This window comes from Pseudobacteroides cellulosolvens ATCC 35603 = DSM 2933, assembly GCF_001262605.1.
GTDB classification, from domain to species: domain Bacteria; phylum Bacillota; class Clostridia; order Acetivibrionales; family DSM-2933; genus Pseudobacteroides; species Pseudobacteroides cellulosolvens.
This window is the reverse complement of sequence record NZ_LGTC01000001.1, coordinates 4,930,236-4,946,546: the sequence shown is the minus strand read 5'-3', so window position 1 is coordinate 4,946,546 and position 16,311 is coordinate 4,930,236. Positions and strand designations below refer to the sequence as shown.

At 29.6% G+C, this 16,311-nt stretch carries 14 protein-coding genes; 13 read left to right on the top strand and 1 reads right to left on the bottom strand.

Annotated elements, in window-relative coordinates; translation table 11 throughout:
- Positions 1 to 52 precede the first annotated feature (52 nt).
- The 10 genes from Bccel_RS20315 (at position 53) to Bccel_RS20270 (ending at position 11,603) form a co-directional block, all read left to right on the top strand.
- On the top strand, positions 53 to 955 hold the full coding sequence (locus tag Bccel_RS20315; RefSeq protein WP_036937481.1) for an ABC transporter ATP-binding protein: 903 nt from the start codon (positions 53 to 55) through the stop codon (positions 953 to 955).
- Positions 956 to 1,726 (top strand): ABC transporter permease, encoded by a 771-nt coding sequence (locus Bccel_RS20310; protein ID WP_036937484.1) that lies wholly within the window; start codon positions 956 to 958, stop codon positions 1,724 to 1,726.
- Between the two features lie 70 nt (positions 1,727 to 1,796).
- Positions 1,797 to 2,555, top strand: coding sequence for an ABC transporter permease (locus Bccel_RS20305; protein ID WP_154673432.1), 759 nt, complete (start codon positions 1,797 to 1,799; stop codon positions 2,553 to 2,555).
- Between the two features lie 34 nt (positions 2,556 to 2,589).
- Entirely contained in the window at positions 2,590 to 3,516 is a 927-nt protein-coding gene (locus Bccel_RS20300) for a radical SAM/SPASM domain-containing protein (protein ID WP_036937490.1), read from the top strand.
- A gap of 15 nt (positions 3,517 to 3,531) precedes the next feature.
- Positions 3,532 to 5,187 (top strand): ABC transporter ATP-binding protein, encoded by a 1,656-nt coding sequence (locus Bccel_RS20295; RefSeq protein ID WP_036937493.1) that lies wholly within the window; start codon positions 3,532 to 3,534, stop codon positions 5,185 to 5,187.
- 30 nt (positions 5,188 to 5,217) lie between these two features.
- On the top strand, positions 5,218 to 6,978 hold the full coding sequence (locus Bccel_RS20290) for a B12-binding domain-containing radical SAM protein (RefSeq protein WP_036937496.1): 1,761 nt from the start codon (positions 5,218 to 5,220) through the stop codon (positions 6,976 to 6,978).
- Positions 6,979 to 7,031: 53 nt separating this feature from the next.
- Positions 7,032 to 9,377 carry an insulinase family protein gene (locus Bccel_RS20285; protein WP_036937499.1) on the top strand — a complete coding sequence of 782 codons (2,346 nt, stop codon included), beginning with the start codon at positions 7,032 to 7,034 and terminating at the stop codon, positions 9,375 to 9,377.
- Between the two features lie 814 nt (positions 9,378 to 10,191).
- Positions 10,192 to 10,665, top strand: a complete 474-nt coding sequence (locus tag Bccel_RS20280) for a hypothetical protein (RefSeq protein ID WP_036937501.1) — start codon at positions 10,192 to 10,194, stop codon at positions 10,663 to 10,665.
- A 163-nt stretch (positions 10,666 to 10,828) separates the two neighbouring features.
- Positions 10,829 to 11,452 carry an accessory gene regulator B family protein gene (locus Bccel_RS20275; protein WP_201782032.1) on the top strand — a complete coding sequence of 208 codons (624 nt, stop codon included), beginning with the start codon at positions 10,829 to 10,831 and terminating at the stop codon, positions 11,450 to 11,452.
- Positions 11,424 to 11,603, top strand: coding sequence for a hypothetical protein (locus Bccel_RS20270; RefSeq protein WP_036937505.1), 180 nt, complete (start codon positions 11,424 to 11,426; stop codon positions 11,601 to 11,603). The genes Bccel_RS20275 and Bccel_RS20270 overlap by 29 nt, the downstream gene beginning before the upstream one ends.
- 141 nt (positions 11,604 to 11,744) lie before the next feature.
- Here the strand turns inward: Bccel_RS20270 and Bccel_RS30675 are convergent, their stop codons facing one another.
- The gene (locus Bccel_RS30675) at positions 11,745 to 11,924 is read right to left on the bottom strand and encodes a hypothetical protein (RefSeq protein WP_162490605.1); all 180 of its coding nucleotides are present in this window, start codon (positions 11,922 to 11,924) and stop codon (positions 11,745 to 11,747) included.
- 361 nt (positions 11,925 to 12,285) lie between these two features.
- On the opposite strand from Bccel_RS30675, the gene Bccel_RS31715 reads away from it, so the two are divergent.
- The 3 genes from Bccel_RS31715 to Bccel_RS20255 all read left to right on the top strand — a co-directional run bounded on the left by Bccel_RS31715 (position 12,286) and on the right by Bccel_RS20255 (position 16,263).
- Entirely contained in the window at positions 12,286 to 13,050 is a 765-nt protein-coding gene (locus tag Bccel_RS31715; RefSeq protein ID WP_242857036.1) for a sensor histidine kinase, read from the top strand.
- A gap of 14 nt (positions 13,051 to 13,064) precedes the next feature.
- On the top strand, positions 13,065 to 13,790 hold the full coding sequence (locus Bccel_RS20260; protein ID WP_036937510.1) for a LytR/AlgR family response regulator transcription factor: 726 nt from the start codon (positions 13,065 to 13,067) through the stop codon (positions 13,788 to 13,790).
- A 295-nt stretch (positions 13,791 to 14,085) separates the two neighbouring features.
- A complete protein-coding gene (locus Bccel_RS20255; protein ID WP_036937511.1) occupies positions 14,086 to 16,263 on the top strand; it encodes a lanthionine synthetase LanC family protein in 2,178 nt (725 codons plus the stop codon).
- Positions 16,264 to 16,311: the final 48 nt, after the last annotated feature.

Here is a 16,311-nt window from a genome sequence, read left to right as displayed (position 1 = left end):
GTGTTCGGGAAAGTTTATTAATAAATTAAGTGATAGAAAGAGAGGATAATGTATGTCCGAATATGTATTAGAGGTTAGAGGACTACAAAAGGAATTTAGCAAAGGAGTAAAGGTAGTTGATAATATCAGCTTTAATGTATCACATGGGGATACATTTGGCTTTTTAGGACCTAACGGAGCCGGTAAAACGACTATAATCAGGATGATATTGGGACTGATAAAACCTAATGATGGGCAGGTTTTTATAAATAATGCTTCAATACAAGGGGATTATTTTAATGCTATATCCAAAGTAGGTGCATTGGTAGAAGGGCCGGCCTTTTATGATTATTTAACAGCTAGAAAAAATCTCGAGATATTCGGTGAATATTCAGGAGGTGTAACCAATGAGAAAATTCGCAGTCTCTTGAAGCTTGTCAATCTTGAAGATAGGGCTGATGAAAAGGTAAGCAGTTATTCTCTTGGTATGAAACAAAGATTAGGAATAGCTCAAGCGTTGCTTAATGATCCTAAATTATTAATTCTGGATGAACCTACCAATGGCCTGGATCCATTTGGAGTAAAGGATATGCGTGAACTTATAAAGTCATTAAGTCAACAGGGAATTACCATACTGATATCAAGCCATATACTTTCGGAAATAGAACAGATATGTAATAAGGTTCTAATAATTAATAAAGGAAAAGAAGTTGTTATAGGCAAAACTGAAGATTTGATCAAGAAGAAAAATTTATATGAAATTATATGTGATGATATCGATAAACTCAGAAGTATTAAGGCTAAGTATGATTATTTCAATATAATAGAAGAAAAAAGTGTAAGGTTAAGAATCAACGATATTACGCCCGAGGAACTATTAAAGTTACTTATTTATGAGGACTTAAAAGTTAAAGCATATTATCCTGTTACCCTCAACTTAGAGGAATATTTTTTCAATGTGTTGGAGGATAAGTAAATGCCAAAAAGTATAAAAAATGAGTATACCAAAATTAATGACTCTATTCTTGGGAAAGCATCATTTATTATATCAATCGCCCTTACAATTATTTATATGGTTATATACGGGGTAAGTTTAGATAAAAATCAAAGCTTTCTCAGTTATTCAGCAGAGGTTTTTGAAAGAGTATCATTACTATACATTTTTAGTTTTATTGCGGTTACACTAACTGCACTGCTTTTTGCAAGAGAGTTTCAAGATAGAACTATAATATATGTATTAATTAGACCCATAAAAGCCAGCAAATTATTCTTGAATAAAATTTTTGCGATTGCCTTATATGTTTTTAAAATAATGACACTGTGCTTTTTTATACCCATGCTGCCAGGGTTGATCATTTTTAAATTCCAATACTTTAACTTTGATGCTAACTGGGTTGACAGTATATTAAAGATGGCATTGTTTTATGTAAATAGTTTAATTAGTATTTTTCTTCCCATAATAATATGTGTTCTCATTAGTTTGATTAGTAAGAATCAGCTGATTTCTATTATAAGTACTCTTGTGGTGTTTTTCATCGGTATATTCTTGAACTTAACTGTAACCTTTGGAAGTTTCCAAACAAAAATGTCAGTTATACCTTATATAGTTATGACAAAGTATATTGAAGAAAAGTTCAATATATTTAAAGACTACTTTATGTATTACACTTTTATGCAGGCAATTTTCTTATTAATAGTATTTGTACTTTGTTATAGATATTGGACTAGAATAACTAAACATGCCTAGAAAATTAAGTCTTGTTGGAAAACTCAAATTGATACAAGTTACAAATATATGTTTAAGAAAGGAGCTTGAAATGATAAAGCTATTTAAAAATGAATTAAGGAAATTTTTAGGCTTAAGGAGAATATATATTGTATATTTAGTTACAATGTTATTTTCTTTACTCAGCATTTTATCAAACAATCAAAAGTCTGCATTATTTACTCCGATTAGTGCAATTCAATTATTAAATACTACTTATATAATGGCTATAGTGGTTTCTATATTTAGTTATTCATTTATACTTGAAACTGAAAATAAAACAATAAAAATATTAAGGATGAAAAGCATACAGCCTGCTAAGATTTTATTTGCAAAGTTTTTGGTAGGGATTGTAGGTATGCTTATATTATTTTTAACTGTATTAATCGGTACTACAGCAATAGCTTCATTGATTTATGAAATAAAAGGTGTGGATGTAACATTTTTAAAAATGCATCTTTCAAAGGAGCTGGCTATTCCCTTTATAGCTAAAGTGTATTTTTTTCAATTTTTATGCTCGATTTTTGTATTTAGTGTAAGCTTTTTTATTTCTATCATATTTAATAATATTATTTTTACCCCAATTGCAACAACAATTTTTATTATGATACTAGATACATTAAATATGGTAAAAAGATATTTTAGTTTAGTGAACTATATCCCGCTTAATTCCAATAATGTATTTAGAGAGCTGGTTAATCAGCCGGACTTTTCCAATTTGTACAGAAGAACCTTAGTGTGTTTGATCTATAGTGCCTTGTTATTTTTGTTAAGTGCATATGTATACAGGAAAAAAGATATAACCGCATAAATACCTATAAAATTTTTAAAGGAGATGAAATTATATGGATTATCATTGTTTAACACTAATATATACAACTAAATGTACAGCAGAATGTGATATTTGCTGCTTTTATTGTTCACCAAAAATAAATGAAAAGATGGATTTAGCTAAAGCTAAGGATTATGTAGATCAGGCTGCTAAGATAAAGGATATTACTACTATCGGAATTGCTGGAGGAGAAGTCTTTATTTATTATGACGAGCTGCTTGAATTGGTAAAATACATAAAACAAAACAGGATGAAGGTATCATGTACAACTAACGGATTTTGGGGAACGAGTGAAGAGAATGCGTTGAAGATAATTTCAGAAATAAAAGAAGCTGGATTAAGTTATATGAAGCTTAGTGTAGATGATTTTCATGAAAAGTTTGTACCAATAGATAGAATAAAGAATGTATTAAAAGCAGCATATAAATTAGAATACCCTATTAGCATAGGATGCACAGCAACTAAGAACAGCAAAAGACTAAAGTATGTTGCGGAAATTTTAGAGGATGAACTTGAAGGATTTTCGCTAATGGAATTTCCTTGTTACCCTATAGGAAAAGCTAGAGATAATAACAATAGAGAAGAGTTTTTGTTGAAATACAAGCCTTATACCGGCAAATGCAAGGAGTGGCATACAATTACCATAATGCCTGATGGAGGCATATATCCTTGTGGATCATGCTGCGGAACCATTCCTACGAGACTTTTGGGAAATGCCAAGGAGCAAACCTTGGAGGAACTGATTACAAAGGCGGAAAATGATCCATTGAGAAGGATAACTATGGATGAAGGTGTAAAGTGGTTTTTTGATACCATAGAAAGAGAAAAACTTGATATCAAGATAGAAGATAATTATGTAGATGTTTGTGACGCATGCTATTCAATATTAAATGACAATAGAAATATTGAGATTCTTAAGGCTTACATAGATCATAATTAGGGGGAGGCAATTAACATGGAAAATAAATTCCTTAAGCAGTATTATAGCATCTTTATTAAGCCTCATCTATGGAAGCAGATAAAATCGCTGGCATATCTTTTAATATTTACTGCAGCCGCTGTTATATCACCGCTTATAATAAAATATATTATTGATATAGGAATAGGGGAAAAAAGATTAGATTTGTTATATTATTTATTACTTGCTCTTTTTTTAGATGGTATAGTAATGATAATATTTTACTATTTAAATACTATGGAGTGTCTCAAGATAGGCCAGTCTGTTGTGCTTAATTTAAAAAAGCTTGCATTCAATAATATATCAAATTATAATTCAAAGTTTTTTAGCAAATATAAATCAAGTGAAATAATGTACATATTGGGAAACGAAGTTGAAAGTGCAAAAGAAATTGGTGTAACAATGTTTAGCCAATTGCTGATTAATGTTTCAAAAGTTATTGGCTTTTTAGTGATTCTATTTAACTTAAGCTATCAAATAACCATATCATATACCATTCTTATTGTTGCTTTTACATTTTTGCAAAAAAGGTTTGGCAAAGTTGTTAAGGATAGATTCCGAAAGCTAAATGCTGAAAATGGAGAATTGTACTCTATAATTCAGGAGTACGTTTCTAAAGCTCAAGCGATTATTACTTTTAATGTAGCCGATTTCTTTTTAAAAAGATATGAATCAAAACAACAACAATATTTCAAAAAAGAATATGATTATAGGCTGACAAATGTTTTTAATCAATTGATAGTTGTAATTGTTAGCGTAATAGGATATATGATTGTCTTTGGTCTAGGAGGAGTCTATGTTGCGAAAAATATAATAACAATAGGTTCTCTTTTTTCTATAAATATATATGTGCAAAGATTATATGAATCAATAACCGGAGCGTCCAATTGCTATATTGAATTTCAAAAAATGAAGGTTAATATGCAAAGGATTTTTAGTATTATTGATGATGAAAATAGAGTGGCCTACGGGGATGTAAAAAAAGATATTTGTGGGAATATACAATTAAAAGAATTTGGATTAAGTTTTGATGATCTAACGCTATTTAAAGATTACAATTTATCAATTAAACAAGGTGATAAGGTAGCATTCTTAGGTGATAATGGATCTGGAAAGACTAGTCTGATAAATACTTTGTTAAGAACAGTACCTTATAGTGGAGGGAACATATTAATTGATGGGGAGAAAATAGAAAATTATAACTCAGAAGCTTTTAGAAGCAGTGTAGTAGGGGTTAGTCAAAAAACATTTATATTTAGTGGAACCATAAAAGAAAATATAATATTTTCAAATACTGATGTTAATGAAGATCAAATATATGAAGTGCTAAAAAAAGTATTATTATATGAAGATGTTTTAAAAATGAAGGATGGATTAAATACGGTAATTGGAGAAAAGGGTATAGCACTTTCAGGCGGGCAAGCTCAAAAAATAGCACTTGCAAGACTTTTTTTTATAAACCCATCTGTAATAATTTTAGATGAACCAACCTCGGCTTTAGATGCAAAAGCTGAGGAAATAGTTTGTGATAATATATTTAATCATTTCAAAAAGAATACCATTATATTTATAACTCATAGAAAATATGTTTTAAAATATGCTACTAAAATAGTAAATTTGACACCGGATTTAGCCTTTGAAGAATGTATATAGATAGACCATTTTGGTAAAAGGAGGGACAAAATGATGAAAATACTTTTTATAAATTCTATTCATGATGGTAAAGTAACTAATCAAATTGGTACTTTAAGTTTAGCTACCATCTTAAATAGTAATGGTCATAATGCTGAAATTGCAGACTTTAATTATCTGTTTAAAATGGGAATAGTGAAAAAGAAACATAATAAACAAGAGGATATACATAGTATGGGGAGTTACATTCTTTCTAAGGCACCGGATATTGTGGGGTTTAGTTGTATGTGTAATTCTTACCATATATTCATTGAGCTTTCTAAATACATTAGGGAGAAAAGTCCTAATATTAAAATTCTTTTTGGGGGGCCACAAGCAACCTTAACAGCAGAAGAAACATTGAAGGCTTTTGATTGGATTGATTTGATCGCAATGGGCGAGTCAGAAAAAAGTATAGTAGATATAATGAATGTTTTTGAAAACAACAGCGGCTTTGAGGATTTAACTGGAGTTGCTTATAGGCAAGACAATGAGATTATAATTAAAAAAAGCACTCTTATTGAAAACTTAGATTACGTTCCTAAATTGGATTATAGCTTGTTACCTTATTTTGATAAGATTTCCCTTGTGGAAATAGATGTTGGACGAGGATGTCCTTTTGAATGCAGCTATTGTTCTACCAAAACCTTTTGGAAAAGAAAATTCAGAATAAAAGCGGTAGACCAAATAATAGAAGAAATTAAGGAACTGTATTATAAACATAATAAGACCAAATTTAATTTTGTACACGACCTTTTCACAGTAAACAAAAATATAGTTTTAGACTTTTGTAATAAAGTGATTGGGCAAAGATTAAAAATACGCTGGGGATGCAGTGCCAGAATAGATACATTAGATGAAGAACTGGTGAAAAAAATGGTTGAGGCCGGATGCATCGAGATATATATCGGTATAGAAACAGGCTCACCTAGAATGCAAAAAATAGTTCATAAAAATTTAAACTTAAATCACCTGGATGAAAAACTAAAATTGTTTAAAAAGTACAATTTAGAGATTACTTTTTCATTTATATATGGTTTTCCGGAAGAAAATGATGAAGATTTAAGGCAAACTATGGAGGTGATTCAAAAGATATATAGTTATGGATTTAAAAAGGTTCAACTTCACCAATGCTCAATATTAGCAGGAACAGAAATGTACAATAATTATAAAGAAGATTTGGTATATCAACAAATTATACCGGATACTGTTGATAATAATAATATTGATGAGTATAAAGATATTATATTAAGATATCCAACAGTGTTTCCTCATTTTTATAACCTATCCGAAGAAATAGCTCCAAACATATATAGGTACCAATATTTAGATGAGTTTGTGTGCCACAAGATGAAGTTTTTCAATCTCTCAATGCCTCAAACCTATAGACTATTAAGGACCTATTTCAACAATGAACTTATAAAGATATATAATGATATTAAAGAAACATGCAAAGATATTTTGGTGCCCATAAATGATGAGGTACAAGCAAAAGAACTGGAGCATGGAAAGCAATTGGCTGAATATATTAATAAAAAGGATTTTGGAATATATAAAGATATAATCAGACAAATGTTTAAGTATGAGTTGGATTACCTGGAGTTTAAAAACAATTCTGTTTGTGATGAAGAAAAATTAGCCCAGTATGATTTTAATGTATTAAAGATTGAAACTCGTAACCTTGGATTTAAAGAGATAGACATAGGAAAGACAGCAGTAAGGTTTAAAAATAATAATGCTAAGGAAATTATAGTTGAAAAAATAGTCGTATAGCTTATATATATATTATATTAAAAGCATATTTTTGTTATTACGGAGGTAGGACAATGAAAAAATACGAGCTCATTTTAGACTTGTATAATGAAATGCCTCATATAAATGCTATATGTGCAAAATATGTTTGTGGATTAGGTACTAATGTTATATTAGTAAAAAAAGATGATGCAGAAGATATTGAAATTAACATAAGTATAAATACTCCAGTAAATAACAACAAAGGTATTTCGCATATAGTGGAGCATTGTGTATCGAACGAACTTTATAAGTTGAAAAAAGATCATGATTTGTATTATCAAAAACAAAGCACATATATTGACAAAACACTTTATAAATTTGGTTTTCATCAAAGCAATACAAAATATATTTATGATATCTTAAATGCAATATTTAATTCCCAAATTGATGAGCTTGATTTTATGAGGCAAGGTTGGAGATATGAATTTAATGACAAAACCGGCAAGCTCATAATTAACGGGGTGGTATATAATGAGATGAAAGACGTATTTAATTCACCTATAGCCAGTATAACTAAGTATATACCATCTTCCCTTTATAAAAATTCTCATTATGGATATATTAGTGGAGGGATACCGGACGAAATAATTTCTCTTGAATATAAAGAGGCAGACCTTTACTATAAGGAATTTTATAATATCAATAACAGTACTATAATCGTGATTGGTAATTTTGATTTAAATGTAATGAGGAACTATTTTCAAAAGATCATATTAAAAATTTATGAGAATAACCCAAAAAGTTATGAAAAAAAGGGTATAAAGGTAGAAGTACAACGCAATGATTTGCAAATGGCCTATCAGGCATTTAATAAAAAGGATTTAATGGATAAATACTTTATTAGTGTTAATTTTTCTGTTAAGAAACCTGAAGATATTTTTGAGTATGGCATATACAATATCATACAAAGTTATTTCAATAAAAACAAGATTAACAGTAAAGAGTATAATGTTAAAAATTTGAAGGTAATAACAAAGTTTAATAATGGTATGCCTAAGCCCTATTTTTCATTTATAATGGCCGGTAATGATATAATTAATAGAGATTTAATGCTCAAATTGATAAAGGAGGAAATGATAAAATTAACAAAGCACTGTATGAATAAAATCTTTGAAGAGGATATCATTTCTAAAGGAAATTGTAATTTATCCAAACTGGAATTCTGCAATAGGATTTTAGAAGCGACCTTGTATGGATTAAATTCTTTTGCTTATTTAGTAGACTTTAAAGAAAAATATGAGAATAGTGAATCCTTTTTAAGTACTCAAATTTCAAGCTTTATCTGTAGGAATTTTATTGAAAACAAGAATTATTCATTTATAGTATTAATACCTGAAAAAGGCTTGATATACCGAAAAGAACAGGATTTGAACAGAAAATTAAGTGAAAAATTATCAAGTATTACTAAAGAAGAGTTTCAGAAGATAAAGGATATCAAGAAAGAGCTGCTTAAGGAAGATAATACTCTGGTAAATTTTCATAATAGTAGGGATTTATCATTCTCAAAATGTGATGACAGGTTTTCAACTGATAATTATTGCTTGGATAAACAAAATATAAACAGCATTACTGTATATAATTATTATAGTGATATTGATAATAATAATTATATTAATTTTTATTTTGACCTTTCAAAGATAAATCCTAAATATATAAAATATATTACATTATTATCTCTTATACTTTTTGATATTCCGGAGGTTGAGCACTATATAAAAAGAAATAAGATGGAAATATTTTGTTATATGCTTCCTCTGATTAATCCTAAAGACAATATATTTATTAATTCAAAATTTGTAATCAAAGGATCAAGTGATAAGAATAAAAAAGAAGAGATTTTCAAGTTTGTATCCGATTTAAAAAAAATAGTTGATCTTAAAAAGAATAGCAGTATTATTGGAGAAATCCTGAGGGAAGTAAAAAACAACTTTGAAGATAACATTCATGTAAAGGTGCACAAGACAATTGTCTCAAGAATTACAGCATATTTTTCTGTTGAAGGATATGAAAATGATAATATAGAAGGGATATTGTTCTATAAGTTTATTGATAGGATATGCAAGAATTATGACGAAATGCAGCAGGATGTTATAGAAAATTTAGAATATGTTTTTGAATATTTGTTCAATTCAAATAATTTAACAATAAGTGTATATTCAAATAACTCTGAGGAAATGAGCTGTATTATTGATAAATACTATAATAGTAAAATCAAGCGGGATTTACGTGATAGTTATAAACTGGATAAGTTGATACCTAAAAATGAAGGAATTATTATACCTTCAAACGTCAATTATGTAATACAAGGATTTGATTTTAGTATACTAGGTTATGAATATGATGGTGCGACACGTTGCAATATGAAAAGTATTGCCTGAATAGCAAAGACTGTTCTAAGAACTAATAATCCGAAAAGTCAAATGATAGTGTAACAGCTTGAAGGGCTTTCTCTGATATTCCGAATAGCATTATTATTAATAAGAATAACGATGTTATAAGCTCGGTGAAGACGGCTGAGACTACACCCTAACAAGTAAAGTTGAGGAAAAGCGAACCAGAGGTGGTCGAGTGTATGATAGGCCGGGGGTCCATAAAATATCTATGGTAAGTATGTTCCTATATATAAATGGGACTGACAAAATTCTGAATTTAAGGGTCTAAAATTCAATAGAGCAGAAATGCTCTACCCACTAAAGTTGTGGGGCTTGTGAGGATGAGTAAAATTGTCATTATGAAAATCCTTATACTGTTACAGGCAGTATCGAGATTGTTGTAATATACAGTATGTATTGTGCAACAATCTCTGCAAGCAGGCCCATAGGAATTACCTAAGGATATATGAAAGGATAGGATTATTGGAACGTGGTAAGCTGATAACATGGAGGACTTATTTCCTGTGAAGTGGTAGTAAGGAAAAATGTGTTTGTTGCAGTGCAATGAATAGTTATAACTTACTTTAGTATCAGTGAAAGTAGTGGCACAGTACTGTAGAAGCTATGGAAACATAGTGGAGGGATAGCCACAAGTCAATATTACAAAGAATTTTCATTGCATAGAGTTGTCTATTACAGTGGAGAGGTAAGTATAATATTGATGGAACGCAGTGTGTGGTGAAAGCCACAAGCACTGTGTGGAGGAGGGGAAAAGGTAGAGACAGTATCAAAACCTTACCTATTCCTATAGAGTTTTTTAATGTTTTCCAAAAGTATTCTTCAAAATTATATTCATAAAAAAATAAGGCAGGAGAATAATGGGTATGCTTCATCTGTGAATTATATGAGAGATGGCAGGATAATCTTATATTCTCTAAGGGACCCTTATATAAAAGAAACTTTGGATATTTATAATGGAACAATTGAGTACTTGGAAAACCTGAAAATCAGATCCGAGACACTAAATATAATAAAAGAAATATATATGAATAGTATGATGGAGAATCATAATAATATAAAAGGCGATAACTATACAATTCATGAGCTTGCAGGTGTAGAACATATACCATTTATGGAAAGGAAGAAAAGAATTCTTAGTACAAGCGAGGAAGACTTTCGTAGATATGCAGGGATGATTAAGGATACTATACTAAAAGATACCTACTGCGTAATGGGTAACAAAACAACAATTATAGATAATTGCAAGCTGTTTGATTCTGTATACGAACTATAAAAGTATATGGATTAAACGGTTTTTACAAAAAATCAAGCGATTATTATTTTTGAGTTTGTGTTAAAGCTCATTTGTTACTGTAAATACATTATATGCTATTTGATTTTGCCAGGTAACTTTAAATATAATATACTTATTTTGGGTGATATAAATGATAAACAGACTGATGTTTGAAACAAATATTACTGAAAAATTAGCGAATATACTTACATTGAAATTGAACAAGCACCTTAAAAAAGAAGGGCTGGAGTTCATGAAGATGAAGTTAGGAGTAGAGATAGTTTTCATTAATATAACCAAGTTTATTGTTGTGTTTACTGTAGCTGCACTATTAAATCTTTTGAAAGAAGCTTTATTCATGTGCTTGATTTTTGGAAGTGTGAGAAGAAGTGGATTTGGGCTTCATGCTAAAAACAGTACAGTTTGTACATTAGTTACACTATTAATGTTTATAGGTGGGTCTTACATAAGTTATAGCATTAAGTTAAATAATTACTTTGTGTTTGGAATGTTTTTATTATTAAATCTTCTGTTGTTCAAATATGCACCGGGAGATACCGAAAATCATCCCATTCTAGGCAAAAAAACAAGGGAAAAACTTAGAAAACAGACGGTAACTGTTGGGATTCTACTTATGATTTTAGCAATGATTATACCAAGTCAATTGATAAAATCTTTAATAACATTGTCTGTAAGCTATGAAGTTATCAGCATTTTACCAATAACATATAAAATTTTAAATAGGGGGTACAAGAATTATGAGAAATATGAAAGAGCAAATAGTTAGTATGAGGGAAAAGATCGGAAGTAAGATATTGGGAGAAATAGGTAATGCAACAGTAAAAATTGGTGAGCAATCAAGAGGATTCTGTATTCTGTTGTTTTCGTACGAGCCAAAAGTTCCAAAGGAACTTTTATATGAAAAAATTGAGGACTAAAATTGACAACTGTAATATAGGACTATAATCAATAAATATGATTATAGTCTTGTATTTTTTCAATATTAAATTGTCGGCAATAGACTTAATCCATAATTATGTTATAATATAATAAAAATAACATAAGAGGAAGCATTTATATTATGGACATGTACTTGATGCAGCTAGGGTCTGCTGTGCTTTTTTTACAGCACTGCTTAACATAAATTCATTCAAATTTAAAACGAAGGATCTTTTGCTGATGATTGGGTTAACTGAGGCATTTTCACTAATTCTGCTCAATGCAGGTGAGTTTGTTGCAATTTTCCCAATGTTAATCATACCCGCTATTTTTATATATAGAGATAGTAAAAGCATTATTAGAGGTATCTCGATTTCATTGATTTCTATTATTATTTTTATATTATCCGACCATCTTATTAGTACTATTGCTGTTTCAATCTTAGGATTTAATTCAATCCAGGTGAGGGAAAATATTAAACTGTATTATATATTTGTTGTTATTAACTGGATTTTTTTGTTTGTTTTAACTAAGTTTATAGGGCTGTTAATTAATAAAAAAATTAAAGTTTCAACATTGGAGCTTAAGGGTAAATCCGGCTTCCTTATAGTTATAAGCTTGTTGTTGACCTTTGTAATTTTTTATATAAACATTATTTTTGAATCTAATCAGGGTGCGAGCTTGAAAATTATAAGAGTAAATGGAATTTTATTTTTTTCATACTTCTTACTTTTGATGATAATAATATATATTCTTATAACAAGCATTACAAAGGAAATGGACTTAAAAAATAAACAGATCCAGTTTGAAAGCCTTCAGGAATATACATGTAGCTTGGAAAAGCTTTACACAGATATGAGAGCTTTCAGGCACGACTATATAAACATTTTGTCATCAATGATCGGATATATAGAAAGCAAGGATATTGAAAGCCTTGAAAAGTACTTTAATGAAAAAATATTTCCTTTAAGTAAAGGTATGGCATCAAATAATTTCAAATTAGGATTACTTTCAAATATAAAAATTACTGAGATTAAAGGGATATTTTCATCAAAGCTAATTAGAGCACAGGAATTGAATATAAATGTTTTTATTGATATTGCAGAACCTATTGAGAAAATAAATATGGATATAATCGATTTGAGCAGGGTAATAGGCATCCTTCTTGATAATGCTATCGAGGCTGCAATTAAATGTGACGAACCTTTTATGAAGGTAGCGGTTATCAACAAAGAGAACTCTGTGCTTATCGTGATAATAAACAGCATATATGAGGAAGTTCCAATATATAAAATATATGAAAAGGGTTTTTCGACAAAAGGAGTAAACCGTGGGTTAGGACTTTATAACCTTAAGCAAATTACCGGGAAATGTGATAATGTTTCTTTGGATACTATAATAGAGAACGGTGAATTTAAGCAACTTGTAGAAATAGCGAATAGATAGAAAGGAGTAATATAATGCTTAGTATATTTATATGTGAAGATAATAATGAACAGAGAGAAAAATTTGCTAAAATAATTCAAGATATAATAATGATTGAGAATTATGACATGGAATTGACCATGACTACAGCAAAACCGGATAACATAATAAACTATTTGAATGAAAATGACGTTTCCGGACTATATTTTCTGGATATAGACTTAAAATCATCAATAAATGGTATTGAATTGGCATCAAAAATAAGACAATATGACCCTAGAGGATTTATTGTCTTTATCACTACCCATTCGGAAATGAGTTACTTAACTTTCATATATAAAGTAGAAGCAATGGATTATATTATAAAAGATAATTATAATAACATAAAGGAAAGAATACATCAGTGTATAATTGATGCTCATAAGAAGTACTCTGCTAAAGCAACAGGGCTTCAAAAGGTTTTCAGTATGAAAGTTGACGATAAAATTATAAACGTTGAATACGGCAAAATTTTATTTTTTGAGACTTCGCCTACAATTCATAAAGTTATTGTACATACGCTAGACAGGCAAATTGAGTTCTATGCCAAATTGAAAGATATTGAGGTAAAGCTGGACGGCCGTTTTTACAGATGTCACAAATCTTTTATAGTTAATAAGGATAATATACGTGAGATCGATTTGAATAATAGATGTTTGAACATGGTAAACGGGCAAACATGTTTGATATCAACCAGAATGTTGAAAGGTTTAGTGAAGTAAAAGCTATATTATAATCGTTACTATATTAAAAGTGTTATTAATCATGAATTTGTCACTTTTAATATGATTATTCTGGAGGCCTGTTTTTTAAAACCCAATTTTATACAGGCCTCATAAAAAACCCTTCTTTAATTACCTTCTTATCAAAGATGTAGTATGATCTGAAATGTTTCAAAAATCAAATTATTACATGGAATTCAACGATTATTATACATATAAATTTTATGTAAAAATTTATGTTATTGTTATAAGGGTGAGTTTTGTACTTATACATTGTAACTAAGGAGGTAAGCGTATGTCATCATTTAGAATAACGGAACATGATAATATAGAAGATAAAATTATGATATATGGCTGCTCTTCTAAGGAAATGAGTAAAATCTTGGATACTTTTTATGAAAGTTTACCGGATATAGTACAGGATAAAAAGAATTTCTTAATATCTTTGATGGAAAGTTTCTATAAAAACTTCACAAATAAAGAACAGTTAGAAGACTATGTGAAATTTATCCTTGAGGTAGTGAATTTAACTAATAGTAGTTTTGAAGAAATAAAAAATTACCTCCTAAATACAGCAGAAGATATAAAGATAGCAAATATCAAATGTAGTTTGATTAAAAAAAGTGCTGTTATAACATTTTCTAATAGTGCTAAAATCGTGTTTAAAGCCGATCCATTAAAAAATAATGAGATATTTAATAACATAATAAAATGGTCTAATTCAAAGGTATCTGCTGATCATCATTTAAATATAAGAAAGATGATATCACGTGATACACATAGCTTTATTGACTATATGCAGACCTTTGAGTATAAAGACGAAAAAGATCTTGCCAATTATTTTTTACACTCAGGACAGCTTTTGGCTCTTCTTTATATATTAAACTGTAAGGATTATAAAAATATAAGCATAATTCCCCAACCCAGATATCCGGCATTGAAGGATGTAGATGATATATTTGTTTCTATGAACAAAAAATTAAATTTCAATATTTCATCAAAGAGTATAGCTCATGATATTATTGAATCTTCAGTTTATAAAATTGGTTTTCTTCCTGGACGTCTGGAGCCTTTGGCTAAAACTTATGTAAATTCCATAAAGTATGGATTTGTGCAGCATTATAATTTGGTAATAAATAATAAGATGGAGTTTATTGATTTACTACGCTTCTTATTAAATAGCTGTTCTTCATGCCTGGCTATTATAACTACCAGGGTATATGGGCTTAACGAAGGTGATTTGAAAAGACAGTTATATTTTTTGGATGTACGTTTTCCAAAAAAGCAAATAATCAAAACCCCGATTTCATTTTCTGAGGACGGTTCTTTTAACAAGATAGAAAAACACCGTCTCTTAAGCCTTAGTGCTAGATTGGGTGATCATATTATACAAAAAAGTATAATAGGCTTTAATGGTTCGACTATAAGCAGAAACTGGATAACTACTGTTAAGGCTGATAAAAAAATTGCACTGTCTCCAGGATGCTATGACCTGTATGAGGGCAATAGCGGCATTGCATTATTTTTATTATATTTAGGTGCTGTAACTAAAAAAGACTATTTTATAAATACTGCAATGGAAGCCATGGGTGAGTCTATTACTTTTATCAGGAACCTGAATAAAAATAACTCTATAGAAATCGGAGCTTTTAGAGGGATTTCGGGAGAACTGTATACTCTTTCAAAAATATATTCCATAACTAAGGATAAAGCTATAAAAGAGATTGTTAAGGAGGGCTTGTTACTTATTCAAACGTTTATAGAAAAGCAAGTAAACACCAGCCTTTTTAATGGAACTTCAGGGATTTTGGCAGTATTAATTTCAATATATGAAAACAAAGATTTCAGTGATATCAAAAATAAAGTTATAGCAACTGCAAACATGGTCTATAAAAGAATATCCTCCCAGGTGAGTTGTGAAAATACCAATTTCGGCTTTGGGTATGGAAATGATGGAGTAATAGCTGTATTGGCGAGATTTATGGCAATAACAGGCAATTTTGCTATTGAAAACACCATTAAAGAGTTATTAAAAAAAGAAAGAGACTTTAACACCTGTGAAATGATTTTCGAAAAACCCAGTTGGCAAAGCGGCTGGCCCGGGATACTTCTGAGCAGAATAATTCTTAAAGAATGTGGCTATAATGATGAATTAATAGATACAGAAATATATAAGGCTTTGGACTATACAATAATAAATGGTTTTGGTAACAGTCCTTATTATTACAATGGTGATATGGGCAATCTTGAGATACTTGAATATGCAGCTGAAGTTTTGAACAATGCGGAATTGAAAAACAGATGTACCAATACTTTTAGTGAACTGTTTGCAGAAGTTATAGAGCCCTATATTAACCATGAAAAAGATTATGGGAACAAGCCATTGTCACTTATGAAAGGAATTTCAGGATGTGGCTATATGCTATTGAGAAAATGCAGTAGTATTGTTCCTCAAATATTATGGCTTCAATAGCTTATGGCAAATTAAGTTTAATAAAGATTCGAATGATTGAGCCTGTAA

What these genes read in the sequence shown, in the direction of transcription:
- Bccel_RS20315 (WP_036937481.1), top strand. Translation starts at nt 53, where the DNA reads ATGTCCGAATATGTATTAGAGGTTAGAGGACTACAAAAGGAATTTAGC.
- Bccel_RS20310 (WP_036937484.1), top strand. Translation starts at nt 956, where the DNA reads ATGCCAAAAAGTATAAAAAATGAGTATACCAAAATTAATGACTCTATT.
- Bccel_RS20305 (WP_154673432.1), top strand. Translation starts at nt 1,797, where the DNA reads ATGATAAAGCTATTTAAAAATGAATTAAGGAAATTTTTAGGCTTAAGG.
- Bccel_RS20300 (WP_036937490.1), top strand. Translation starts at nt 2,590, where the DNA reads ATGGATTATCATTGTTTAACACTAATATATACAACTAAATGTACAGCA.
- Bccel_RS20295 (WP_036937493.1), top strand. Translation starts at nt 3,532, where the DNA reads ATGGAAAATAAATTCCTTAAGCAGTATTATAGCATCTTTATTAAGCCT.
- Bccel_RS20290 (WP_036937496.1), top strand. Translation starts at nt 5,218, where the DNA reads ATGATGAAAATACTTTTTATAAATTCTATTCATGATGGTAAAGTAACT.
- Bccel_RS20285 (WP_036937499.1), top strand. Translation starts at nt 7,032, where the DNA reads ATGAAAAAATACGAGCTCATTTTAGACTTGTATAATGAAATGCCTCAT.
- Bccel_RS20280 (WP_036937501.1), top strand. Translation starts at nt 10,192, where the DNA reads ATGTTTTCCAAAAGTATTCTTCAAAATTATATTCATAAAAAAATAAGG.
- Bccel_RS20270 (WP_036937505.1), top strand. Translation starts at nt 11,424, where the DNA reads ATGAGAAATATGAAAGAGCAAATAGTTAGTATGAGGGAAAAGATCGGA.
- Bccel_RS30675 (WP_162490605.1), bottom strand. Translation starts at nt 11,924, where the DNA reads ATGATTAACATTGGGAAAATTGCAACAAACTCACCTGCATTGAGCAGA.
- Bccel_RS20260 (WP_036937510.1), top strand. Translation starts at nt 13,065, where the DNA reads ATGCTTAGTATATTTATATGTGAAGATAATAATGAACAGAGAGAAAAA.
- Bccel_RS20255 (WP_036937511.1), top strand. Translation starts at nt 14,086, where the DNA reads ATGTCATCATTTAGAATAACGGAACATGATAATATAGAAGATAAAATT.